This is a genomic window from Pseudomonas antarctica (assembly GCF_001647715.1).
GTDB lineage: Bacteria > Pseudomonadota > Gammaproteobacteria > Pseudomonadales > Pseudomonadaceae > Aquipseudomonas > Aquipseudomonas antarctica_A.
Genome location: NZ_CP015600.1, coordinates 874,856 through 896,756, shown reverse-complemented (window position 1 = coordinate 896,756; position 21,901 = coordinate 874,856). Strand labels below are relative to the sequence as shown.

General features: G+C 58.9%; 26 protein-coding genes and 1 tRNA gene. 19 read left to right on the top strand and 8 right to left on the bottom strand.

Going from position 1 to position 21,901, the window contains the following annotated elements:
• Positions 1-129 precede the first annotated feature (129 nt).
• From A7J50_RS03760 to hemA, 6 genes are all read right to left on the bottom strand, one after another.
• Entirely contained in the window at positions 130-648 is a 519-nt protein-coding gene (locus tag A7J50_RS03760; protein ID WP_064450612.1) for an acyloxyacyl hydrolase, read from the bottom strand.
• Positions 649-760: 112 nt separating this feature from the next.
• Positions 761-1,555 carry a glutamate racemase gene (gene murI / locus A7J50_RS03755; RefSeq protein ID WP_064450611.1) on the bottom strand — a complete coding sequence of 265 codons (795 nt, stop codon included), beginning with the start codon at positions 1,553-1,555 and terminating at the stop codon, positions 761-763.
• The gene (locus A7J50_RS03750) at positions 1,548-2,303 is read right to left on the bottom strand and encodes a molybdopterin-synthase adenylyltransferase MoeB (RefSeq protein ID WP_064450610.1); all 756 of its coding nucleotides are present in this window, start codon (positions 2,301-2,303) and stop codon (positions 1,548-1,550) included. The genes murI and A7J50_RS03750 overlap by 8 nt, the downstream gene beginning before the upstream one ends.
• Positions 2,297-3,127: a peptide chain release factor N(5)-glutamine methyltransferase gene (gene prmC / locus A7J50_RS03745; RefSeq protein WP_064450609.1), complete on the bottom strand. Its 831-nt coding sequence runs from the start codon at positions 3,125-3,127 to the stop codon at positions 2,297-2,299. The genes A7J50_RS03750 and prmC overlap by 7 nt, the downstream gene beginning before the upstream one ends.
• The gene (gene prfA, locus A7J50_RS03740; RefSeq protein ID WP_064450608.1) at positions 3,128-4,210 is read right to left on the bottom strand and encodes a peptide chain release factor 1; all 1,083 of its coding nucleotides are present in this window, start codon (positions 4,208-4,210) and stop codon (positions 3,128-3,130) included.
• On the bottom strand, positions 4,207-5,496 hold the full coding sequence (gene hemA, locus A7J50_RS03735; RefSeq protein WP_064450607.1) for a glutamyl-tRNA reductase: 1,290 nt from the start codon (positions 5,494-5,496) through the stop codon (positions 4,207-4,209). The genes prfA and hemA overlap by 4 nt, the downstream gene beginning before the upstream one ends.
• Before the next feature lie 182 nt (positions 5,497-5,678).
• Between hemA and A7J50_RS03730 the strand changes: the two genes are divergently transcribed.
• The 19 genes from A7J50_RS03730 (at position 5,679) to A7J50_RS03640 (ending at position 20,014) form a co-directional block, all read left to right on the top strand.
• Positions 5,679-7,403: a tetratricopeptide repeat protein gene (locus tag A7J50_RS03730; protein WP_064450606.1), complete on the top strand. Its 1,725-nt coding sequence runs from the start codon at positions 5,679-5,681 to the stop codon at positions 7,401-7,403.
• Positions 7,404-7,407: 4 nt separating this feature from the next.
• Positions 7,408-8,025 carry a lipoprotein insertase outer membrane protein LolB gene (gene lolB, locus A7J50_RS03725; protein ID WP_064450605.1) on the top strand — a complete coding sequence of 206 codons (618 nt, stop codon included), beginning with the start codon at positions 7,408-7,410 and terminating at the stop codon, positions 8,023-8,025.
• 49 nt (positions 8,026-8,074) lie between these two features.
• Positions 8,075-8,878, top strand: a complete 804-nt coding sequence (ispE, locus tag A7J50_RS03720) for a 4-(cytidine 5'-diphospho)-2-C-methyl-D-erythritol kinase (protein ID WP_237140909.1) — start codon at positions 8,075-8,077, stop codon at positions 8,876-8,878.
• 36 nt (positions 8,879-8,914) lie between these two features.
• Positions 8,915-8,989: transfer RNA gene (locus A7J50_RS03715), tRNA-Gln, on the top strand.
• Between the two features lie 46 nt (positions 8,990-9,035).
• Complete coding sequence (locus tag A7J50_RS03710) at positions 9,036-9,977, top strand: ribose-phosphate pyrophosphokinase (protein ID WP_003208392.1); 942 nt, start codon at positions 9,036-9,038, stop codon at positions 9,975-9,977.
• Between the two features lie 138 nt (positions 9,978-10,115).
• On the top strand, positions 10,116-10,715 hold the full coding sequence (locus tag A7J50_RS03705) for a 50S ribosomal protein L25/general stress protein Ctc (protein WP_064450603.1): 600 nt from the start codon (positions 10,116-10,118) through the stop codon (positions 10,713-10,715).
• A 167-nt stretch (positions 10,716-10,882) separates the two neighbouring features.
• On the top strand, positions 10,883-11,467 hold the full coding sequence (pth, locus tag A7J50_RS03700) for an aminoacyl-tRNA hydrolase (protein WP_053254257.1): 585 nt from the start codon (positions 10,883-10,885) through the stop codon (positions 11,465-11,467).
• A gap of 21 nt (positions 11,468-11,488) precedes the next feature.
• Positions 11,489-12,589, top strand: a complete 1,101-nt coding sequence (ychF, locus tag A7J50_RS03695) for a redox-regulated ATPase YchF (protein ID WP_064450602.1) — start codon at positions 11,489-11,491, stop codon at positions 12,587-12,589.
• A 339-nt stretch (positions 12,590-12,928) separates the two neighbouring features.
• Positions 12,929-13,852 (top strand): sigma 54-interacting transcriptional regulator, encoded by a 924-nt coding sequence (locus A7J50_RS03690; RefSeq protein WP_064450601.1) that lies wholly within the window; start codon positions 12,929-12,931, stop codon positions 13,850-13,852.
• A gap of 182 nt (positions 13,853-14,034) precedes the next feature.
• Positions 14,035-14,214 (top strand): hypothetical protein, encoded by a 180-nt coding sequence (locus A7J50_RS03685; RefSeq protein ID WP_064450600.1) that lies wholly within the window; start codon positions 14,035-14,037, stop codon positions 14,212-14,214.
• Between the two features lie 62 nt (positions 14,215-14,276).
• Positions 14,277-14,642 carry a hypothetical protein gene (locus tag A7J50_RS31815; protein WP_237140883.1) on the top strand — a complete coding sequence of 122 codons (366 nt, stop codon included), beginning with the start codon at positions 14,277-14,279 and terminating at the stop codon, positions 14,640-14,642.
• Between the two features lie 6 nt (positions 14,643-14,648).
• The gene (sctJ, locus tag A7J50_RS03675; RefSeq protein WP_064450599.1) at positions 14,649-15,431 is read left to right on the top strand and encodes a type III secretion system inner membrane ring lipoprotein SctJ; all 783 of its coding nucleotides are present in this window, start codon (positions 14,649-14,651) and stop codon (positions 15,429-15,431) included.
• Positions 15,424-15,963, top strand: coding sequence for a hypothetical protein (locus A7J50_RS03670; protein ID WP_064450598.1), 540 nt, complete (start codon positions 15,424-15,426; stop codon positions 15,961-15,963). The genes sctJ and A7J50_RS03670 overlap by 8 nt, the downstream gene beginning before the upstream one ends.
• 15 nt (positions 15,964-15,978) lie before the next feature.
• Positions 15,979-16,578 (top strand): type III secretion system stator protein SctL, encoded by a 600-nt coding sequence (sctL, locus tag A7J50_RS03665; protein WP_064450597.1) that lies wholly within the window; start codon positions 15,979-15,981, stop codon positions 16,576-16,578.
• 96 nt (positions 16,579-16,674) lie between these two features.
• A complete protein-coding gene (locus A7J50_RS03660; RefSeq protein WP_064450596.1) occupies positions 16,675-16,890 on the top strand; it encodes a hypothetical protein in 216 nt (71 codons plus the stop codon).
• A gap of 1 nt (position 16,891) precedes the next feature.
• The gene (locus A7J50_RS03655; RefSeq protein WP_064450595.1) at positions 16,892-17,290 is read left to right on the top strand and encodes a hypothetical protein; all 399 of its coding nucleotides are present in this window, start codon (positions 16,892-16,894) and stop codon (positions 17,288-17,290) included.
• 14 nt (positions 17,291-17,304) lie between these two features.
• Entirely contained in the window at positions 17,305-19,446 is a 2,142-nt protein-coding gene (sctC, locus tag A7J50_RS03650) for a type III secretion system outer membrane ring subunit SctC (protein WP_064450594.1), read from the top strand.
• The gene (hrpT, locus tag A7J50_RS03645; protein ID WP_064450593.1) at positions 19,443-19,646 is read left to right on the top strand and encodes an HrpT family type III secretion system protein; all 204 of its coding nucleotides are present in this window, start codon (positions 19,443-19,445) and stop codon (positions 19,644-19,646) included. Before sctC ends, hrpT begins: the two co-directional genes overlap by 4 nt.
• Positions 19,643-20,014 (top strand): hypothetical protein, encoded by a 372-nt coding sequence (locus A7J50_RS03640; RefSeq protein WP_064450592.1) that lies wholly within the window; start codon positions 19,643-19,645, stop codon positions 20,012-20,014. The genes hrpT and A7J50_RS03640 overlap by 4 nt, the downstream gene beginning before the upstream one ends.
• Here the strand turns inward: A7J50_RS03640 and sctU are convergent, their stop codons facing one another.
• Both sctU and sctT read right to left on the bottom strand, forming a co-directional pair.
• Positions 20,015-21,112, bottom strand: coding sequence for a type III secretion system export apparatus subunit SctU (gene sctU / locus A7J50_RS03635; protein ID WP_064450591.1), 1,098 nt, complete (start codon positions 21,110-21,112; stop codon positions 20,015-20,017).
• Entirely contained in the window at positions 21,109-21,897 is a 789-nt protein-coding gene (sctT, locus tag A7J50_RS03630) for a type III secretion system export apparatus subunit SctT (protein ID WP_064450590.1), read from the bottom strand. Before sctT ends, sctU begins: the two co-directional genes overlap by 4 nt.
• Positions 21,898-21,901: the final 4 nt, after the last annotated feature.

Here is a 21,901-nt window from a genome sequence, read left to right as displayed (position 1 = left end):
ATGTGGGAGCGGGCTTGCTCGCGAAGGCAGAGTGTCAGTCACCGAAGAGTTGACTGATACACCGCTTTCGCGAGCAAGCCCGCTCCCACATTTAATTTTGCGCCGGTCTGAAAAGTCGTCTCTAACGCATTACAACGCCAACGTGTAGTGCAACGAATAGCTCTCTACCCCGTCGTTATTGCTGCTGATACCCGCGTTGGAATAATGCGTGGCGCGGATGCCCACTTCATGCCCACCGGCAAAGCGCAAACCAAAGCCCAGGCGGTCTTCGAACTGAAAAGCCTGGCCGATGTTGTTGTCTTCGACCCGCGTACGTGAGAACACGGCCACGCCGATCCCCGCCTCGATATAGGGTTTGACCGACTGACCGGCAAACTCGTACACAAATACCGGCGAGAATGACAGGCTGCTCACACTGGCGCGCTTGTCGCCATCCCAATACGTGTAGGCGCCGCTCCAATAGCCCGTCAGTCGGCCGGTATCGCTCTGCCACCAGCTCTTATCCCAATCCGACGTCAGCCCAAGTCGATAGGTCATGGTCGACTCACTGGTGCTCCCCACACCCAATTCCAGGCCGGCAGCCTGCGCCGAAACCGAGTGCCCTACCACCACGGCCGCAATCGCAGCCAAACAGAACAAGCGCTTCATAAGAAACAGTCCTTTGAGAACGAAGTTGTATGGTTTTGTACAAGCTAACTCGTTATAGAAGCTGGCGAGGTGTCAGAAGTTCAGCTTCTAACGCCGACGTTTCACGAATTTTTCACGAACCAAAACTACGCACAACTCCAGGAGATTTCCATAGTGTCGGTAGGATATTTCTTAGGTGATCGACATCACCGCTGGTCCAGAACTGTGCAGCCTCAGGGTTTGCGCCAGCCAGGAGGTTGCGCTCACCCAGCAGCCGCTTGAGCTGACGCGCCACGGCGGCGCCGGTGTCGATCAGGATGATGCTTGGGGGAAGCATCTGCGCCAGGAGCGGCTTGAGGAAGGGGTAATGGGTGCAGCCGAGAATGATGGTGTCGCAACCGGCGCTGAGCAGCGGTTCGACATAACCCTGCAACATCTGGCGCAGGGCGGCACTCTTGAGGTCACCGGTTTCAATCAACTCCACCAGGCCTGGGCACGGTTGGGTAATGACCCGCACATCGGTGGCAAAGCGGTCGAGCAAGGCGGCAAATTTGGCGCTTTGCAGGGTGCCGGTGGTGGCGAGTACACCGACCACGCCACTGCGGGTGGCGGCAGCCGCCGGCTTGACCGCGGGCTCCATGCCCACCAGGGGCCAGTCGGGATAGTCCTGGCGCAAATCGGCCACGGCGGCGACGGTCGCAGTGTTGCAGGCAATCACAAAGGCTTTGGCACCCTGCTCGCGGAAAAACTTCGCGACGGTACGGGAGCGCTCGAGAATGAACGCCGGAGATTTCTCGCCATACGGGATATTCCCGCCGTCAGCCACGTACAGCAGCGACTCATGGGGCAGCAACTGCTGGATTTCATCCAGCACCGACAGGCCGCCGACGCCGGAATCGAACACACCAATTGGCGCATCCTTAACCATGTTGGGTCCCACACACGCTGCAACCCGGGTCGCGTTTGACGCGCAATTCGCGAAAACGCGTGGTCAGGGCATCAATCAGCAACAGCCGCCCCACCAACGGCTCACCGAAGCCGGCCAGCAATTTCAAGGCTTCCAGTGCTTGCAGGCTGCCGACCACGCCCACCAACGGGCCGACGACGCCGGCCTCGCTGCACGTCAGTTCAGTGTCGCTGCCGTGCCCATACAAACAGTGGTAGCAAGGGCTTTCGGCGCGGCGTGGATCAAACACCGACAGTTGCCCCTCCAGGCGAATCGCCGCGCCGCTGATCAATGGCTTGCCGGCAGCGACGCAGGCGGCGTTGACGGCTTCGCGGGTCGAGAAGTTGTCGCTGCAGTCGAGCACCACATCGACGCCCCCCACCGCCGCCGCCAGTGAATCGGCATCCAGCGCTGTGCGATGGGCGAGCAGTGTGACGTCCGGGTTGATCGCCGTGAGACGACGCATGGCCGAATCGACCTTGGTCTGCCCGACGCTGTCCGTGTCGTGGATGATCTGGCGTTGCAGGTTGGTCAGGTCGACGCTGTCGAAGTCGGCCAGGTGCAACTCGCCCACACCGGCGGCGGCCAGATACAACGCAACTGGCGCGCCCAACCCACCAAGGCCGACGATCAGCGCGCGGCCATTTTTCAGGCGCAACTGGCCTTCGATGTCGACATGCTGCAACAGAATCTGTCGGCTATAGCGCAACAGCTCCTGATCGCTCAGCACAGGCGGCGCCCCAGGGTGATGCGTTCGTGGCCGCCGAGGTCGATACGGCTGTGTACGTCTTCAAAGCCTTCGCCCAGTAACAAGTCACGCACGGCAGCGGCTTGATCATAGCCATGCTCAAGCAACAGCCAACCACCGGCGTTCAGGTGGGCCGGGGATTGGGCGATGATCAACCGCAAATCGTCCAGGCCGTCATGGCCGGCCACCAGGGCACTGGCGGGCTCAAAACGCACGTCACCGGCCACCAGATGGGGATCGTTATCGGCAATGTACGGCGGGTTGCTGATGATCAGATCGAAGGTTTGGCCTTGCAGGGCGCTGAACCAATGGCTGTTCAACACCGTGGCGTTCTTCAGGTGCAGGCGCTGGCGATTGCGCTCGGCCAGGGCCACGGCTTCCAGCACGCGGTCTACCGCCGTGACCTGCCAGGCCGGGCGTTCGCTGGCCAGGGCCAGGGCGATGGCGCCGCTGCCGGTGCCCAGGTCGAGAACCCTGGCAGGGTTGGCAGGCAACAGTTCCAGCGCGGCTTCCACCAGCAGCTCGGTTTCCGGACGCGGGATGAGCGTATGAGGCGCAACCTCCAGGTCCAGCTTCCAGAAGCCTTGTTGGCCGAGGATATACGCCACTGGCTCACCGCCACGACGACGTTGCAGGTAGTCGGCAAAGGTCAGCGCATCTTCGCTGCTGACGATCTTTTCCGGCCAGGTGTGCAGGTAGCTGCGCGACTTGCCCAGGGCAGCGGCCAGCAACAACTCCACATCCAGGCGCGCGGTGGGCGAGTCAGGCAGGTCGGCGGCGCGCAGAAGGCTGGCAATGATGGTCATTTATTCACCTATCGCCGCCAATTGATCGGCCTGGTATTCGGCGAGCAAGGGCTCGATCACCGCATCTACGCCACCGGCGAGAATCTCGTCGAGGGAGTAAAGGGTGAGGTTGACCCGGTGGTCGGTGACCCGGCCCTGGGCAAAGTTGTAGGTGCGGATGCGCTCGGAGCGGTCGCCCGAACCCACCAGCGACTTACGCTCGCTGGCAATCGCGTTGGCGGCGGCGCTGGTCTGCTGGTCGTTGAGCTTGGCCGACAGCCAGGACATGGCCCGCGCACGGTTCTTGTGCTGGGAACGTTCTTCCTGGCACTCCACCACGATGCCCGACGGCAAGTGAGTGATACGGATCGCCGAGTCGGTCTTGTTGACGTGCTGACCACCGGCGCCCGAAGAGCGGTACGTGTCGACGCGCAAGTCCGCCGGGTTGATCTCGATGGCTTCCTGCTCGTCCGGCTCGGGCAACACGGCCACGGTGCACGCCGAGGTGTGGATACGGCCCTGGGATTCGGTCGCCGGAACCCGCTGCACGCGGTGCGCGCCGGATTCGAATTTCAGCTTGCCGTAGACATTGTCGCCTTCAACCCGGGCGATCACTTCTTTATAGCCGCCGTGTTCGCCTTCGTTCTCGGACAGAATCTCGACGCGCCAGCCACGGCGCTCGGCATAGCGCGAGTACATACGGAACAGGTCGCCGGAGAAAATCGCCGCCTCGTCGCCACCGGTGCCGGCGCGGATTTCGAGGAACACGTTGCGCCCGTCGTTGGGGTCTTTGGGCAGCAACATGCGCTGCAGGTCGCCTTCCAGCTCGGCCAGTTTGTCCTTGGCTTCACGGACTTCTTCCACGGCCATTTCGCGCATGTCCGGGTCGCTGTCCTTGAGCAGCGCCTGGGCGCCTTCGAGGTCGGCCTGCACCTTCGTCAGGTTTTTGTAGGTAGCCACAATCGGCTCAACTTCGGCGTATTCCTTGGAATAGGCGCGGAACTTGGTCTGATCGGAGATGACCTCGCCATCGCCGAGCAAGGCGGTCAGTTCTTCGAAACGGTCCTGGAGCACGTCCAGTTTATTGAGCAGTGACGCTTTCATTGCGGTTTTTTATCCGAAGAGCTATCTGACGCGCCCTCACCGAGGGCAAAGAGTTCCTGGGCCATGGCCAGCGCATCAAGGCGGCCTTCGGCAGTAAGCTTTTTCAACTGAACGCTGGGGGCGTGGAGCAACTTGTTGGTCAAGCCACGGGCCAGTTGCATCAACACCTCTTCGGCGCTGCTGCCGTTGGCCAGCAAACGCTGGGCCTTGACCAACTCCTCATCGCGCAGGCGTTCACCTTGCTGACGATAAGCCTTGAGCACGTCCACTGCCGCCAGCTCACGCAGGCGCACCATGAAGTCTTCGGCGCCGGTACTGACCATTTCCTCCGCAGCCTGGGCAGCACCCTGGCGACTCTTGAGGTTTTCGGCGACCACTTCGTGCAAATCGTCGACGCTATAGAGGTAAACGTCGTCCAACTCGCCGACTTCTGGCTCGATATCCCGGGGAACGGCAATATCCACCATGAAAATCGGCTTGTGCTTGCGCAGCTTCAATGCGCTCTCGACCGCACCTTTGCCAAGGATCGGCAACTGGCTGGCGGTGGAGCTGATGACGATATCGCTGCGCACCAGTTCGGCCGGGATCTCCGAGAGCAGCACGGCATGCGCACCGAACTGTTCGGCGAGAATGCTCGCGCGCTCCAGGGTGCGGTTGGCGACCACAATACGCTTCACGCCCAAGTCGTGCAGGTGGCGGGCGACCAAAGTGATGGTTTCACCGGCGCCGATCAGCAGGGCCTGGCTGCGCTGCAAGTCGCTGAAAATCTGTTTGGCCAGGCTGACAGCGGCAAACGCTACGGACACCGGGTTTTCACCGATGGCGGTGTCGGTGCGCACTTGCTTGGCCGAATTGAACGTGGCCTGGAACAGGCGACCCAGCAGCGGGCCCACGGTTCCGGCCTCGCGGGCCACGGCGTAGGCGGATTTCATCTGGCCGAGGATCTGCGGCTCGCCCAACACCAGCGAGTCGAGCCCTGAGGCAACGCGCATCATGTGACGAACTGCCGCATCCTCTTCGTGCACATACGCGCTGGCGCGCAGGTCCTCGAGATCCAAATGGTGATAATCGGCCAGCCAGCGCAGCACCACATCCGCTGAAAGATGTTCCTGCTCTATATAAAGCTCACTGCGATTGCAGGTCGAAAGGATCGCAGCTTCGCGGCTGTCGGTGAGCCGGCAGAGCTGCTGCAAGGCCTCAACCAACTGCTCGGGCGTAAACGCCACGCGCTCGCGCACGTCTACGGAAGCAGTCTTGTGGTTAATACCGAGTGCAAGGAAGGCCATTCAATATCGCTGATGATGTCGGGAAGCCGACAATTGTCCTACTTCGAATGATTCAGAACAACCACCGTAGGCTATTGTCCTAATGCCTTGTGTCTATAAAGGCACCCACTGAGACTCGGTTATGTTTGGCCGAAGGCTTGTGTCATGATGATCCGACCGCAGGTTAGTCGTCCTCTTCCTATATGAATAGATCTTCCGCGTTGCTCCTTGCTTTTGTCTTCCTCAGCGGCTGCCAGGCCTTGGCCCCCGTGTCGCCGGACGGTACGCCGCCGGTGGAAGACAGCACCCCCGCCCCTGAAAAGCCCAAGGTTTATTCCTCGTTCAATGAAGAAACGATCTACAGCCTGCTGACGGCGGAACTCGCCGGCCAGCGCAATCGTTTCGATATTGCCCTGGATAACTACGTGACCCAGGCCATCAATACCCAGGACCCAGGCATTTCGGAGCGTGCATTTCGCATCGCCGAATACCTGGGCGCTGACCAGGCCGCGCTGGACACATCGCTGATCTGGGCGAAAAACGCACCGGACGATCTGGAAGCGCAGCGCGCAGCCGCCGTTCAACTGGCGCGCGCCGGGCGTTATGACGACTCCATGGTCTATATGGAGAAAGTCCTGCAGGGCAAGGGCGACACGCATTTCGACTTCCTCGCGCTGTCGGCTGCCGACACCGACCAGGACACTCGCAATGGCCTGATGAAGAGTTTCGACCGCCTGCTGCAAAAACATCCGAAGAACAGCCAGTTGATTTTCGGCAAGGCGCTGCTGTTGCAACAGGATGACGAAGCCGACGCCGCGCTGAAGCTGCTGGAGCAGAACCCGCCCGAAGACGGCGAGATCGCCCCGATTTTGCTGCGCGCACGCCTGCTGCAGAACCTCAATCGCGGCAAGGAAGCGATTCCACTGCTGGAAAAAAGCATCAAAAAGTACCCGGACGACAAGCGCCTGCGCCTGACATATGCGCGCACGCTGGTTGAGCAGGACCGCATGGAGGACGCCAAAGTGCAGTTCGCCAACCTGGTCCAGCAATACCCGGACGACGATGAATTGCGCTACTCGCTGGCACTGGTATGCCTGGAAGCCAAGGCCTGGGACGAGGCCAAGGGTTACCTTGAGGAGCTGATCCAGCGCGAAAGCCATGTGGACTCCGCGCATCTTAATCTCGGCCGTATCGCTGAAGAGCGCAACGACCCACAGGCGGCCCTGCTCGAATACGCCCAGGTCGGCCCTGGCAATGACTACCTGCCGGCCCAACTGCGCCAGGCCGACATTCTGATGAGCAACGGTCGCACCGACGAGGCGGAAAAACGCCTGGCGGCAGCACGCGACGCCGAACCTGACTACGCCATCCAGTTGTACCTGATTCAGGCCGAAACCCTGTCAGCCAACAAACAGGGCGAACGCGCCTGGAAGTTGCTGCAACAAGCGTTGCTGCAATACCCGGACGACTTGAACCTGCTGTACACCCGTGCCATGCAGGCGGAAAAACGCAATGACCTGGCGCAAATGGAGAAAGACCTGCGCCTGATCATCAAGCGCGACCCGGACAACGCCATGGCGCTGAACGCCTTGGGTTACACCCTGTCTGACCGTACTACGCGATACGCCGAAGCCAAGGCGCTGATCGAGCACGCCCACAAGCTCAACCCGGAAGACCCGGCCGTGCTCGACAGCCTGGGCTGGGTCAATTACCGACTGGGCAACCTGGACGAGGCCGAGCGTTTGTTACGCCAGGCACTCGAGCGCTTCCCCGATCAGGAAGTCGCCGCTCACCTGGGCGAAGTGCTCTGGGCCAATGGCAAACAACGCGAAGCGCGACAAATCTGGGAAAAATTCCTCAAGGAACAACCCGAAAGCCCCATCCTGCGCGGCACCATCAAGCGCCTGACCGGATCTGAGACCCTTTAAATTTATGTTTTTGCGCCACGTCATTGTTTTCAGTTTGATCGCCTTGCTCGCCGGTTGCGCGGGCATTGGCAGCCGTGAATCCGTTGAAGGCCAGGGCAACCAGGCGCAATGGAAACAGCACAAAGAGCAGCTCAGCAGCATCGACGGCTGGCAGATCGACGGCAAGGTCGGCGTTCGCGCGCCGAAAGATTCCGGCAGCGGCACGTTGTTCTGGCTGCAGCGCCAGGACTATTACGACATTCGCCTGTCAGGGCCACTTGGCCGTGGCGCGGCGCGCCTGACCGGCCGACCGGGGCAAGTGAGCCTTGAAGTGGCGAACCAGGGTCGCTATGAAGCAACGACGCCGGAAGCCTTGCTGGAAGAACAGATGGGCTGGAAATTGCCGGTGTCCCACCTGGTCTGGTGGGTGCGCGGCTTGCCCGCGCCGGATAGCAAGAGCCGCCTTAGCCTCAACGGCGACAGTCGCCTGGCCACTCTGGAGCAGGATGGCTGGCAGGTTGAGTACCTCAGCTACGTGCAACAGGGCGCTTACTGGCTGCCCGAACGCATCAAACTGCATGGCACCGACCTTGACGTCACGTTGGTGATCAAGGAATGGCAACCGCGCAAGCTGGGGCAATAACGTGACCGTCGCCACATTGACCCTGCCCTCCCCAGCCAAACTCAATTTGATGCTGCACATTCTGGGGCGCCGTGAAGACGGCTACCACGAGTTGCAGACGCTGTTTCAATTTCTCGACTACGGCGATGAGCTGACCTTCGCCGTACGCGACGATGGCGTGATCCAGCTGCATACCGAATTTGAAGGCGTGCCCCACGACAGCAATCTGATCGTGAGAGCCGCGAAAAAAATCCAAGAGCAATCCGGCTGCCCGCTCGGCATCGACATCTGGATCGATAAAATTTTGCCTATGGGCGGTGGCATCGGTGGCGGCAGCTCAAATGCCGCGACCACGCTGCTCGGCCTGAATCACTTGTGGCAACTGGGTTGGGGCCTCGATCGCCTGGCCACGCTGGGCCTGACACTGGGCGCCGACGTCCCGGTTTTCGTGCATGGGCACGCGGCTTTTGCCGAGGGCGTGGGCGAGAAACTCACCCCGGAATACCCCGAAGAGCCGTGGTATGTCGTGCTTGTTCCGCAAGTATCTGTAAGTACAGCAGAAATTTTTTCAGATCCACTGTTGACACGTAACTCTCCTCCCATTAAAGTGCGCCCCGTTCCCAAGGGAAACAGTCGAAATGACTGCTTACCGGTTGTAGCAAGGCGTTATCCAGATGTACGTAACGCTTTGAATTTGTTAGGTAAATTTACCGAAGCAAAATTAACCGGAACTGGAAGTTGTGTGTTTGGGGGCTTCCCAAACAAAGCTGAAGCTGATAAAGTCTCGGCCCTTCTTACAGAGACCCTTACAGGGTTTGTAGCAAAGGGAAGCAACGTTTCGATGTTGCATCGCAAGCTGCAAAGTCTGCTCTAAAGGAACCGAGTACTGGGTACTCGTTGCAACAAATACAGGGGCGTCGCCAAGCGGTAAGGCAGCAGGTTTTGATCCTGCCATGCGTTGGTTCGAATCCAGCCGCCCCTGCCATTTTCTAATACTCATCCAGGTTACCCTCAGCCTCTAGGTACTGCGCGTGTCCAAGATGATGGTCTTTACGGGGAACGCTAACCCCGATCTGGCTCGACGTGTCGTACGTCAGCTGCATATCCCTCTCGGTGACATCTCTGTCGGTAAGTTCTCCGACGGCGAAATTACAGCCGAGATCAATGAAAACGTCCGCGGTAAAGACGTCTTCATTATTCAGCCGACTTGCGCTCCGACCAACGATAACCTGATGGAACTCGTCGTGATGGCTGATGCCTTCCGCCGCTCCTCAGCGACTCGAATCACAGCTGTAATCCCTTACTTTGGTTATGCCCGTCAGGATCGCCGTCCGCGTTCCGCACGTGTGGCTATCAGCGCGAAAGTCGTCGCTGACATGCTGACCGTGGTAGGCATCGACCGTGTTCTCACGGTTGACCTGCACGCTGACCAAATCCAGGGGTTCTTCGATATTCCGGTAGATAACATCTACGGCTCCCCAGTATTGGTGGATGACATCGAAGATCAGCGCTTTGAAAACCTGATGATCGTGTCCCCGGACATTGGTGGCGTCGTGCGTGCACGGGCTGTTGCCAAATCCTTGGGCGTGGATCTCGGGATCATCGACAAACGCCGTGAAAAAGCTAATCACTCCGAAGTGATGCATATCATCGGTGATGTCGAAGGGCGTACCTGTATTCTGGTTGATGACATGGTCGACACCGCCGGCACTCTGTGCCACGCGGCCAAAGCCTTGAAAGAGCACGGTGCTGCAAAAGTCTTCGCCTACTGCACACACCCTGTGCTGTCGGGCCGAGCGATCGAGAACATCGAGAACTCCATGCTGGACGAACTGGTGGTGACTAACACCATCCCGTTGTCCGCAGCAGCTCAAGCCTGTTCGCGTATCCGTCAATTGGATATCGCACCGGTAGTTGCCGAAGCGGTTCGCCGCATCAGCAACGAAGAATCGATCAGCGCGATGTTCCGTTAAGGGTCAGCCCTTACGAAACATCCACTGACGAAAAGCGCCCCGCCCCAGCATTCTGTTGGGGCGGGGCTTTTTTGCCCATATCGCCTTTAGCGCTGGTCGCAAACGCTGGGGCGAATGTGGTTATTTTGGAGATACAACATGAACGATTTTACTTTGAATGCTGAACTGCGTTCCGACCTGGGGAAAGGTGCGAGCCGCCGCCTGCGTCGTCTCGCAAGCCTGGTTCCAGCTGTAGTTTACGGTGGCGAAAAAGCCCCTGAATCCATCAGCATGCTGGCTAAAGAAGTTGCCAAACTGCTCGAAAACGATGCGGCCTACAGCCACATCATCGAGCTGAACGTTGGTGGCAAGAAGCAGAACGTCATCATCAAGGCACTGCAACGTCACCCAGCTAAAGGCCACGTGCTGCACGCTGACTTCGTACGCGTAGTAGCCGGTCAGAAACTGACCGCTATCGTGCCTGTACACTTTGTTGGTGAAGAAGCCCCGGTCAAGAAAGGCGGCGAAGTTTCGCACGTTGTTGCCGAGATCGAAGTGACCTGCCTGCCGAAAGACCTGCCTGAGTTCATCGAAGTCGACCTGTCGGCTCTGGAAATCGGCGACATCGTTCACCTGTCCGACCTCAAAGCCCCTAAAGGCGTTGAGTTTGTTGCACTGGCTCACGGTGATGACAAAGCTGTTGCAAACGTTCACGCTCCACGCGTTGCACCAGAAGCTGAAGAAGGCGCTGCAGAGTAATTCACTCTGTATTGCCGGAGCTTGAGGAAACATCGCGGACCGGAACGTAGCGAGAAAGCGGGCGACAACGCGAAGTTTATCTCTGGATAAGTTAGCTCCTGCCGTCCACTTTCGCCGCACTTAGGTCTGGCGATGTTATCCACAACTCCAAAGGAAGGGCCCCTGTCGTGACTGCCATTAAACTGATCGTTGGCCTGGGAAATCCAGGCGCCGAATACGAACAGACCCGGCATAACGCGGGGGCCCTTTTTGTTGAGCGTATCGCCCACGCCCAAGGTGTGAGCCTTACGGCTGATCGCAAATATTTTGGCCTGACCGGGCGCTTCTCGCACCAGGGTCAGGATGTTCGTCTGCTGATTCCCACCACCTACATGAACCGCAGCGGCCAGGCTGTCGCGGCGCTTGCGGGCTTCTTCCGGATAAAACCCGAAGAAATCCTGGTGGCCCATGACGAACTGGACTTGCCACCCGGCGTTGCCAAACTCAAGTTGGGCGGCGGGCATGGCGGCCACAATGGCCTGCGCGACATCATTGCGCAGTTGGGCAATCAGAATAATTTTTACCGTCTGCGGCTCGGCATTGGCCACCCAGGCGTTGCCAGTATGGTTTCAAATTTCGTCCTGGGTCGTGCGCCACGCGCCGAACAGGAAAAACTCGATGCCAGCATCGACTTTGCCCTCGGCGTGCTGCCGGATATCTTCGCCGGTGAATGGAACCGTGCGATGAAAAACCTGCACAGCCAGAAGGCCTGACTCTTACCGAGGGGAAACACCATGGGATTCAATTGCGGCATCGTCGGCCTGCCCAACGTCGGCAAATCCACCCTGTTCAACGCCTTGACCAAGTCCGGTATTGCGGCGGAGAACTTCCCCTTCTGCACCATCGAACCCAACAGCGGCATCGTGGCCATGCCGGACCCGCGCCTGCAAGCGCTGGCGGCCATCGTCAATCCCAAGCGCATCCTGCCGACCACCATGGAATTCGTCGACATCGCGGGCCTGGTGGCCGGCGCGTCGAAAGGTGAGGGTCTGGGCAACAAGTTCCTGGCCAACATCCGGGAAACCGATGCCATCGCCCACGTGGTCCGCTGCTTTGAAGACGAGAACGTGATTCACGTCTCCAACAGTGTCGACCCGAAACGCGACATCGAGATCATCGACCTGGAACTGATCTTCGCCGACCTCGACAGCTGCGAAAAGCAACTGCAGAAAGTCGCGCGTAACGCCAAGGGCGGCGACAAGGACGCAGTGGTCCAGAAAGGCCTGCTGGAGCAACTGATCGCTCACTTCACCTTGGGCAAACCAGCGCGCAGCCTGATGAAGAGCATGAATGCCGACGAAAAAGCGGTGATCAAAGGCTTCCATCTGCTGACCACCAAGCCGGTGATGTACATCGCCAACGTTGCTGAAGACGGCTTCGAGAACAACCCGCTGCTCGACGTGGTCAAGGCTATTGCCGACGAAGAAGGCGCCATCGTTGTTCCGGTGTGCAACAAGATCGAAGCAGAAATTGCCGAGCTGGATGACGGCGAAGAGAAAGACATGTTCCTCGAGGCCCTCGGCCTGGAAGAACCTGGCTTGAACCGTGTAATCCGTGCGGGCTACGAAATGCTGCACCTGCAGACTTACTTCACTGCCGGTGTCGAAGAAGTCCGCGCGTGGACCGTCAAAGTCGGTGCCACTGCACCACAGGCCGCTGGCGTGATCCACACCGACTTCGAAAAAGGCTTCATCCGCGCCGAAGTCATCGCCTATAACGACTTCATCCAGTACAAGGGTGAAGCCGGTACCAAGGAAGCCGGTAAATGGCGCCTGGAAGGCAAGGAATACATCGTCAAGGATGGCGACGTGATGCACTTCCGTTTCAACGTGTAAGCGTTACCTGCGGCGTTCGTCGCAAACAAAAAGCCGATGCACTGCATCGGCTTTTTTGTGGCTGCTGTTTGGCACCGCCGTAACGTGATATAGGCCTTCACGTCTTTAACCCAGCAAAACAACCTCATCTAATCTACCGAACTTTAAGTTTAATCCTACGAATAAACCTGGCACTTTCCGACTCCGACACTTGAACTAACCTTTTTGCAGTGTCCGCCTCAAAACCTCAATACAACCCGAGACGTTTTCCTACTTAAAGAACAGTGACACCCCGGATAAATTACGGTTTACTGCGCCCCCCGTTGAATACCGCTCTACTCATAGTGAAGTGATAGCAAAATGTCGGCCGCCTACCAAAAGGAAAGTGAACTAGACGCCCCATTCATTGAGGACGTAGATATTGAAAGCACACTCAATACGACTGCCGCACTCAATGTTGACATCTTGTTACTGGGGGAAACCGGTACCGGTAAAGATACCTTGGCGCAACGGATACATCGCCTGTCCGGCCGACGCGGCAACTTCGTTGCCGTCAACTGCGCCGCCATCCCGGAAAGCCTCGCGGAGAGCCAGCTCTTCGGTGTCAACAGCGGCGCCTATACCGGTGCAGTGCAGTCACGGGCCGGTTTTATCGAGACCGCACACCTGGGCACGCTGTACCTGGATGAAATCGACAGCATGCCGCTCTCGCTGCAAGCCAAACTGCTGCGTGTGCTGGAAGCCCGCGGTGTGGAGCGCCTGGGGTCAACCCGCTTCATCCCTGTGAACATGCGCGTCATCGCCTCCGCCCAGCAGTCACTGCATGAGATGGTCGAACAAGGCACATTCAGGCGTGACCTGTACTTCCGCCTGAATGTCGTCAACATCAAGCTCTCCCCCCTGCGAGAACGGCACGAGCGGATTGTGCCCTTGTTCCTCGACATGGTTCGACAGGAGGCCGATAACTTCAACTACGCCGCCCCTCTCGCCTCCAATGAATTGCTTCAACAACTGCTATGTCACACCTGGCTGGGCAACGTGCGCGAACTGCGCTCTACGGCCAAACGCTTTGTACTGGGGCTGCCACCGCTCACAGTGCCGGCGGTGGAAGCCCAGGAAACACCACTGAACTTGAAAGACCGCTTACAACAAATAGAGAAAATACTGATTGAAGAGTCGCTGCGCCGTCATGCGCATAACGTAGAGGAGGTGGCGGTTGAACTGCGCATCGCCAAACGCACGCTCTACTACAGGATGAAACAATTGGATATATCACTGAATTGATGTCAGTCGCTGCCACAGCAAAGAAATACAACTTTAAATATCCACAGATGAAATATTTGGAACGCTTTTGTTGGTAGGGGCCACACAGTTAAAGTGCCAAGAGTTCTCAGTGTCTGCATTCTGCGCAGAGAAAAGCTTGGCTGAACATTAATCTCTCATACACCAACAACGGAGTCATCAACATGGATATCAGCAGTATTTCCTCACTTCTCCAGTCTCTCAGCGGCTCGCTTATCGGCGGTAACGGGAAGAACGAGGACTTGGAAGAGCAGCGCGACCAAATGCAACGTAAATCCTTCGAGCGAAGCAACAAGGTTTACGAAACGAACGAGGCCAAAAAGAACGCTGAAGCAGTGCGATAACTCGCTAACCTCTCCTGCCTGTCGGCAGGAGAGGCTTCTTCCATCACTCGTGAAGGCCCTCTATGCGTGTAGAACGTAACCTCATGTCGGGTAACAACGGCGCCCTGAACCCCTCCAACACTCAAGAGTCGACACTCCCCCGGGAAGACGTGAGTTTTTTCAGCTCACAGCTGGAAGGTTCGGCACGCCCCGTCACCGCTTCATCAGCCTCCCCGTCCTCGAACCTACTGATCGACGCATCCAATCAACTGGTCAAGTCGACCACCGGCTTGACCAAGGGCCTGCGTGCCTACAGTACCGGTAACAAGGAAAAGGACAGCGCCAACTATGCCGGCAACCTTTCAGACACCCTGCTGCTCACCCAGGTGCTGACCAAGAGCGTCGGTAAAACCGCCCAATTCCTCGAAAAAATCAGCAACCTGCAGTAGGTAAAAATGATCCGTCTCCTGACCCCGGGCTTCATGTTATCGCTGGTACTCATGCTGAGCGGCTGCGGTGAAAGTGTTGAATTGCACCGTCAACTGTCCGAACAGGAAGCCAATGAGGTCATTGCGGAACTGGCGGACAAACACATACGCGCACAAAAAATCCCGGCCAAAGAGGGGGTGACTGTTCGTGTCAGCGCCTCGGACATCAGCCGAGCGGTTCGTACGCTGGAAGCCGCCGGGCTGCCCAAGGTTGCACGTGTCACGATGGGGCAAACTTTTCGCAAGGAGGGCGTCATTTCCACCCCTCTGGAGGAACGCGCTCGTTACATCTATGCCTTGTCCCAGGAGCTCGAAGCCACCCTGTCGAACATCGACGGCGTTATCGTCGCACGCGTTCACGTCGTGCTGCCCGAACGTGTCGCGCCAGGGGAACCGGTACAGCCCGCCTCCGCATCGGTGTTTATCAAGCATGATCCAAGGCTTGAGCCCGACAATATTCGCGCCCGTGTACGCCGTATGGTCGCCAGCAGCATCCCCGGCATGTCGACTGCGGTGGATAACTCACAAAAACTGACAGTGGTTTTTGTGCCGTCCACAGCCTATACGGAGCAACAACGACTGGGCTATTTCGGGCCTTTCCTTCTCCCGGAAAGCGACGTCGCGTTCTTGCGCGCCTGCGTAGCGTTTTTAGTGGTCGGTAGCGTGCTGGCGGTGGCCGGCGGAATGTTCTGGCGTAACCGAAAGCGCGCGCAAGCGACACCCAATGGGGCAACGTTGCCCGATGAGTGAACAACGGGCCTGGGCCCAATGGTGGGCCCTTCCCTGGGAGGCCTCGCACGCAGATTGGCGTGTACTTGACCAGGAAAGCGTGGACGCACTTTGTCGTGCCCAGCACACGCGGATCAGCAAGCTCCTGGGCATCGAGCCCTGCCTGCCGCCGCCGCCTCACACCACCGTACTTCGGCTGGCCCTCGCCTCAACCGAACAACTCAACCAGATGCTGGCTCTGCTGGGCAACACCTGTCATCGCCCTCTCGACGGAACGGTAAGCGACATCCATCACCTGTGGTGCCTGCGTCTCTCCAAAGCGTTAAGCCCTGAAGCGTTGTTGCAGCCCGAGGACGATCCACTGCAGCTCCTGCGTGCCTGGGTCCCGCCTGCCATCTGGCAACGGCTTCGCTTACGTTTTTCACGCCCACGGGTGCAGCAAATGGAAGCAACATCTCACTCACTCGAAGACGCACACAGCCGGCTCGACACGCTCTGGCAAGCCATCGTCTGGCGGGTGACGACCACGCGCGACGAAGACTTCCTAAACTGAAAGAGCTGCCCCACGATGCTATGCCGACGTAAAATTGACTTATACGACAGCTCTGCCGGCCAGGCACCTGTCTTGATTACCCAGGAAATGCTCAGGGAAAGCGCTCAAGCCAGCCAAATGCTCGAGCGTGCCAAAGCCCAGGCAGATGAGGTGTTGAGCCAGGCAGCAGAACAGCGCGACGCCCTGCTTGAGCAAGCGCACCAGGCGTTCTGGCAACGGGCCAACGCCCAGCTCGAAGAGTGGGAACACCAACGCCAGGTCCTGTGCGACAACCTGGAGCGATACGCCACGTCGATCGCCGACCAGGCGCTGTGTTGCCTGCTGGACGACATTCCTCCCGCGCAACGCCTCAGCGCCCTGATCAAACGATTGATGGCCACACAGCTTCCTAACGTCACCGCAACCCTCCTGTGTCACCCGCAGGAAGTGGAGAGTCTGAAGCAATCGCTCGCCATGCTGGACATCACCCACTGGGTACTTCGCGCGGATGACCGGGTTAGGCCGCAGACACTGGTACTGGAAACAGACGAAGGCGACTTTCGTATCGATTGGGCCTCGATGCGCAAGATATTGCTGGTCACCGAAGCCGCATTTTCAAGTGAGCGTCCTGGGTGAAACGTGGCAATCCTTAGGGTTAAAAAACGTTAATCCGCATGGAACTGGTGGCGATCTGCACGCCACATAGTTCATACACATCACGAGTAAATGTTTATGGAACTCTACGCAAACCTGAAGAGCCAACTGTTGCGACGAAGCGACCTTGAAAAAAATCGGGCGGAAACGGCGATGGCGGATCCGGACATAGACGACGCCGATGTCGACCTTTTCGAACTAGGCCTGCAGCAACGTAACGCCAAGTGGGCTTTTCACGAACAGATCCGTGCCAAACACATGCTGCTCAAAACTGCGCTCGACGGCGTGCAGTAAGTTGAACGCCCTGATCATCCACTGGGCGCGGGGTCGTGAAGACTCACTCACCCTGTTTGAAGACGGCCACGCAATTACCCTGCAACGCCTGTCGGGCACACTGCGATTAGGTGTCCAACTGACGCTGCACAGGCCCGATAACGCGCAACTGGAAACCTGGATGCGGCCAGGTGAACCCAGCCTGAACCACTTCCAGGGCGCCCTGGCGCAAGCGCCGGACAGTGGCGCGCTGTGGCTGGTCCAGTGCCTGCCCCTACCGGATGATCTGGATGACAAGCACGTCTTGAGCGGCGTCGAAAACCTTCTCAACCAACGTGACGCCTGGCGCGCGATGATCGCGCGCCAACTTCGGCCGGCACTCCCGCGCCCCTCTTTGTCGCTACGCTCGCTGGCGCATTAATCAGAGAACCCTCCATGTACAACAAGCCCCACAAACGCATTGGTTTGTGCGCCGACTCGTCTGCGTGCGCGACCAAAAGTAGTCACTGGCGCAGCCTGATGCTGCTGCCCTGGTTGCTGGCGCCGTTGGAAAGCACCCTGGCCGCCATTCCGCCCGAATGGAAAAACACGGCCTACGCCTATGAGGCGCAGCACAAGCCCCTGCGGGAAGTGCTGGAAGATTTCGCGCAAACCTTTGGCATTCAGCTACAGGTCGAAGGCCTGCTGGAAGGCATCGTCAATGGCAAGATACGCGCCAACACTCCCCAGTCATTGCTCGACAGGCTGGGCGTTGAGCACCGCTTCCAGTGGTACATGTACAACAACACCCTGTACATCAGCACGCTGGACCAGCAAGAGTCGGCGCGACTGGAAGTTTCCTCCGAGACCCTCTCCGATCTCAAGCAAGCCCTGACCGATATCGGCCTGCTCGATAGCCGCTTCGGCTGGGGCGAGCTGCCAGAAGACGGCGTGGTGCTGGTCTCGGGCCCCAAGCGCTATATCGAGCAGATCAAACAATTCAGCAGCCAGCGCCGCACACCGGATGAAAAACAGAGCGTACTGAGTTATCCGCTGAAGTTCGCCAACGCGACCGACCGCGTGGTGGATTATCGCGGTGAAAAACTGACCATCCCGGGCATCGCCACCATGCTGCGCGGGTTGCTGGAACCGCGCACGCCCTCCGCACTCTCAAGCGCGAGCCAGCCCCCCGGCGCCCAGTCGCAAAACGCCATGGTGACGCCGAACGTCCCCCGGCTGAGTAACCCGCTATTGGAGCAAATGCTCGGCACGTCAGCGAACAGCGGGGAGTTGGCGACCGGCGCATCGCTCACCCCGCGCGCCTCACGGGCAACCAGTCGCATCCGTGTCGAGGCCGACGTGCGTAACAACGCGGTACTGATTTACGACCTGCCGGAGCGCCAGGCGATGTACCGCGAGTTGATCACCCAACTCGACGTCGCGCGCAAACTGGTGGAGATCGACGCAATCATCCTTGATATCGAGCGCACGCAACTGAACGAATTCGGGGTCACCTGGGGCTTTCAAAACAGCCGTTTCCGTGGCGGCGCCAGCGTAGCGCCCGGCACCACCTCACAGTTGGCCATTGCCAACCGTGACAGTTTCATCGCAGCCGTACGCGCCTTGGAGGTCCGAGGCCTGGCAACCCTGGTCTCCAACCCCTCGGTACTCACCCTGGAAAACCAGCCGGCGGTCATCGACTTCAACCGCACGCGATTCCTGGAGGCGGGTACAGAGAACGCAACCATTTTGCCGGTCACCGTCGGTACCAGTTTTCAGGTAGTACCCCGGGTCATCACCAGCCGCGGCAGCCATCAGATCCACTTGGTGGTGGATATTGAAGACGGCAATTTCGATGAGTCCAACCCCTCGATCAAAGACCTCGATGTACGCCGAGGCAAGGTCAGCACCCAAGCGGTGATGGCGGAAAAACGCTCGTTGGTGGTCGGTGGGTTCCACGTCACGAACAACACAGACAAGCGCAGCAAGGTGCCACTGCTGGGAGATATCCCGTTGCTGGGCAAGGCGTTGTTCTCCTCGACTGAGCGCCTGAATAATCGTCGCGAACGCCTGTTCATCCTGACCCCACGGGTCATCGGCGATCAGGCCGACCCTTCACGCTACTTGCCCCAAGAGGACCAGGCTGAATTGCAAGCCGCCCTCAAACCCTTGGCCCGCCGCCTTTCTCCCCACCAGCCAGAGATCAAGCGCAGCGAGATCACCGGTACCCTGGCGCGTCTCGTCAGCGGGCAAGTGCCTGATGGCTTCAAGGCCGGGCCGATGCCCCTGGGTTTGAACACCTTGTGCACCACTCGCGATGTGTTGGCACTCAACACTGAACGCAGCCAATGGTACGCCGGCCCACAATTCAACGTGGCGGTGGTGGTGCTGCGCAACCAGATCAAACGCAATGTGCGTATCGATGAAAATGAATGCAGCAACTCGCAGACCCTGGCGGTCAGTGTCTGGCCGCGCGCCTGGCTCAAACCGGGTGAGGAAGCCGAAGTGTTCATCGCCATGCGTCCCGTCGTGAAGGATGAACACATTGGCGTGACCCGCCCTTCCCTCCTCACCCCAACCCAGAAGACTACGCCATGAAACACGGACTCTTGTACGCCACCCTGATCGGTGTGGCACTGCTCGTCGCCGGCTGTACGCCCACCTGCAAAGGCGATTCCTGCACACGCCCGCAATCGAGTGCTGACACGCTGGTAGTCTGGTGGCCGCCGCAGATGCGTGTGGCCCCTGGCCCGTCAGGCGAACGCGCGGACTATCAGACAGTGTCACTGGAACGATGAGTGCAATGGGGCTACCTGGCAATGACTTGAACCGCCAAGCGTTCCTGGACAGCCTGGAGAGCGGCGATGCCGCTCTCCTGCAGCTCTGCCCGGGAATCAAGCTGTGCACCCTGCAGGTCGGCGCACGCCAGGGGCTGAGCCTGCAAATAGCCGGCGAGGCGTTGCAGGCCGGGCAGTTGCAACGCGTCTTGGAGCGCCGCTTCGAACAGGCCATCGCGTTCGAGGGCTGCTTCGCTTATCTCGATGGCAAACGTGCCCTGGTGATCTGGCATGCCCTGCCTGCGCAACGCACGGCACTTGAGCCAACGCTCAGCCGGATGCTCTCGCTGGCCAACCTTGAAGCCTTGGACGGCGGCATGGCTCGCTGATCAGCGCTGTTCAAGCTCCGGCAACTCCAGGGTTTCACGCTTGGCGTCATCATCCAGCTCGCGCAGGGTCCGGTAGATAAGTGCCACGGCCTGCAACGTATCGCGAGGAATGCTCGCCCCCAGCTTTTTCTCATACAGCGTACGCGCCAACCACACACATTGGATGACCGGCACATCGGCGGCCTTGGCGCGGGCGATCAATTGTCGCGCCTCGGCATCGGTGCCCTTGTCCACCAACAGCGGCAGTGGGGTTTTACCGGGCCGGTAGTACAAGGCAACGGCAAAGTGCGTGGGGTTGATCACCAGCATGTCAGCCTCTTCGAGCTTGGGCAGCTTGACCTTCGGCTCCTCCTGAGCCAGTTGCTGTGCGAGCTGGCGCCGTTGGCCCTTGACGTGGGGGTCGCCCTCCATGTCCTTGTACTCCTTGACCACCTCAACCTGAGTCATGCGCATGCGCTGGGCAAAGAAATACTTCTGCAATGTCAGGTCAATCAGCGCCAGCACCAACAACAGGCCCAGGCACGCATGCAGCAAATGGCGAAACAGGGTGATAAGCGCCAGGATGTAACTTTGCAGGTCGCTGTTGGCGAGGTTGATCAATGCGTTCAATGACGGGCCGATCACCACGTACAGAATCAGGCCCAGCAGCACCGCCTTGACGATGCCCATCAACACATTCATCAGCGACTGCTTGGAGACCATTTGCTTGGCTTGTTTGAGCGGGTTGAGGCGATTGAAATCCAGCTTCAAGGTTTCCGGTGCAAACAGCAGCCCGAACTGCATCCAACTGCTGATCAACTTCACTGCAATCGCCACCCCGACCATCAACAGGGCGAACGAGAAGAACACCACCAGGGCGTCCAACAGCACTTCCTCCAGGGCGTGAACAAAAGGCTGGCCGATTCGTGACAGGGGCAACACCATCAGTTGCTGAAAGCGCTGCAGACTGGTTTCGGCCGTGAATAACGCGATTTCACTGATGGCGGTCAACACCAGCAATTTGCCGACATCCTGGCTTTGGGCGACCTGGCCTTTCTTGCGTTGGTCGCGCAGCTTTTTGGCACTGGCCGGGTGCTTTTTCTCGCCCGAATCGCTCATGGCGTCGGTACCTTGAACATCAAGCCCAGAGAGTGTTTGAGGTCGCCCAGCAGCACCATGCGCCCGACGATCAAGTCCTGCAGCAACGCAAAGTACAGGATCAAAATACCAATGCCCGCCAGGCATTTGACCGGTGGGGCCAGCGTACTCACTTGCAGCTGGGGGCTGTAAAGCCCAAGCAAAGCGATGCCGAATTCAAGCAACAGCAACACCGCGATAAAAGGCGCCGCGTAGAGCATCATGTGCGTGAAGGTATCGCCCAGCAGCGCGATAAAAGTACCGAACCCATTAGGCCCCACCACCGGAAACCAGGCGGTCGGCGGCCAGATCTGGTAGCTGTCCCAAATCACCTGGGTCAGCGCCCCCAGGCCCAGGGTGGCCATCAAAAGAAAAATCGCCAGCTCCTTGAACAGGTGGCCGATGGGCGTGGCGTCCGGGCCGAGCGAGGGATTCAACTGGCCACCGGCCAAGGCACCCCGCTGGTTATCCAACAGCGCCCCTACTGCCTCAAACATCCAGAACGGCATCGACAGCAACACGCCCAGCAAAAAACCCAGCATGGCCTCCTTGAGCACTAACCCGGTGAGCATCAGCGCCGAGTAGTCGCTACCCGCCAACGCTGCGTGGATGCCGGGTGCGGGGAGCAGCGCCATGACCATCACGATCGTGTGCCTGGGCATACCGCGTATGTGCTGAAAACAAAACGCCGCCACCAGGAACGCGCAGGGGTAAATACGCGCCATGCCAATCAGCAGGCTGGGCAGGAACTCAAGGTATAGCAACACAGGC

What these genes read in the sequence shown, in the direction of transcription:
- A7J50_RS03760 (WP_064450612.1), bottom strand. Translation starts at nt 648, where the DNA reads ATGAAGCGCTTGTTCTGTTTGGCTGCGATTGCGGCCGTGGTGGTAGGG.
- murI (WP_064450611.1), bottom strand. Translation starts at nt 1,555, where the DNA reads ATGGTTAAGGATGCGCCAATTGGTGTGTTCGATTCCGGCGTCGGCGGC.
- prmC (WP_064450609.1), bottom strand. Translation starts at nt 3,127, where the DNA reads ATGACCATCATTGCCAGCCTTCTGCGCGCCGCCGACCTGCCTGACTCG.
- prfA (WP_064450608.1), bottom strand. Translation starts at nt 4,210, where the DNA reads ATGAAAGCGTCACTGCTCAATAAACTGGACGTGCTCCAGGACCGTTTC.
- hemA (WP_064450607.1), bottom strand. Translation starts at nt 5,496, where the DNA reads ATGGCCTTCCTTGCACTCGGTATTAACCACAAGACTGCTTCCGTAGAC.
- A7J50_RS03730 (WP_064450606.1), top strand. Translation starts at nt 5,679, where the DNA reads ATGAATAGATCTTCCGCGTTGCTCCTTGCTTTTGTCTTCCTCAGCGGC.
- lolB (WP_064450605.1), top strand. Translation starts at nt 7,408, where the DNA reads ATGTTTTTGCGCCACGTCATTGTTTTCAGTTTGATCGCCTTGCTCGCC.
- ispE (WP_237140909.1), top strand. Translation starts at nt 8,075, where the DNA reads ATGCTGCACATTCTGGGGCGCCGTGAAGACGGCTACCACGAGTTGCAG.
- A7J50_RS03705 (WP_064450603.1), top strand. Translation starts at nt 10,116, where the DNA reads ATGAACGATTTTACTTTGAATGCTGAACTGCGTTCCGACCTGGGGAAA.
- ychF (WP_064450602.1), top strand. Translation starts at nt 11,489, where the DNA reads ATGGGATTCAATTGCGGCATCGTCGGCCTGCCCAACGTCGGCAAATCC.
- A7J50_RS03690 (WP_064450601.1), top strand. Translation starts at nt 12,929, where the DNA reads ATGTCGGCCGCCTACCAAAAGGAAAGTGAACTAGACGCCCCATTCATT.
- A7J50_RS03685 (WP_064450600.1), top strand. Translation starts at nt 14,035, where the DNA reads ATGGATATCAGCAGTATTTCCTCACTTCTCCAGTCTCTCAGCGGCTCG.
- A7J50_RS31815 (WP_237140883.1), top strand. Translation starts at nt 14,277, where the DNA reads ATGCGTGTAGAACGTAACCTCATGTCGGGTAACAACGGCGCCCTGAAC.
- sctJ (WP_064450599.1), top strand. Translation starts at nt 14,649, where the DNA reads ATGATCCGTCTCCTGACCCCGGGCTTCATGTTATCGCTGGTACTCATG.
- A7J50_RS03670 (WP_064450598.1), top strand. Translation starts at nt 15,424, where the DNA reads ATGAGTGAACAACGGGCCTGGGCCCAATGGTGGGCCCTTCCCTGGGAG.
- sctL (WP_064450597.1), top strand. Translation starts at nt 15,979, where the DNA reads ATGCTATGCCGACGTAAAATTGACTTATACGACAGCTCTGCCGGCCAG.
- A7J50_RS03660 (WP_064450596.1), top strand. Translation starts at nt 16,675, where the DNA reads ATGGAACTCTACGCAAACCTGAAGAGCCAACTGTTGCGACGAAGCGAC.
- sctC (WP_064450594.1), top strand. Translation starts at nt 17,305, where the DNA reads ATGTACAACAAGCCCCACAAACGCATTGGTTTGTGCGCCGACTCGTCT.
- hrpT (WP_064450593.1), top strand. Translation starts at nt 19,443, where the DNA reads ATGAAACACGGACTCTTGTACGCCACCCTGATCGGTGTGGCACTGCTC.
- A7J50_RS03640 (WP_064450592.1), top strand. Translation starts at nt 19,643, where the DNA reads ATGAGTGCAATGGGGCTACCTGGCAATGACTTGAACCGCCAAGCGTTC.
- sctU (WP_064450591.1), bottom strand. Translation starts at nt 21,112, where the DNA reads ATGAGCGATTCGGGCGAGAAAAAGCACCCGGCCAGTGCCAAAAAGCTG.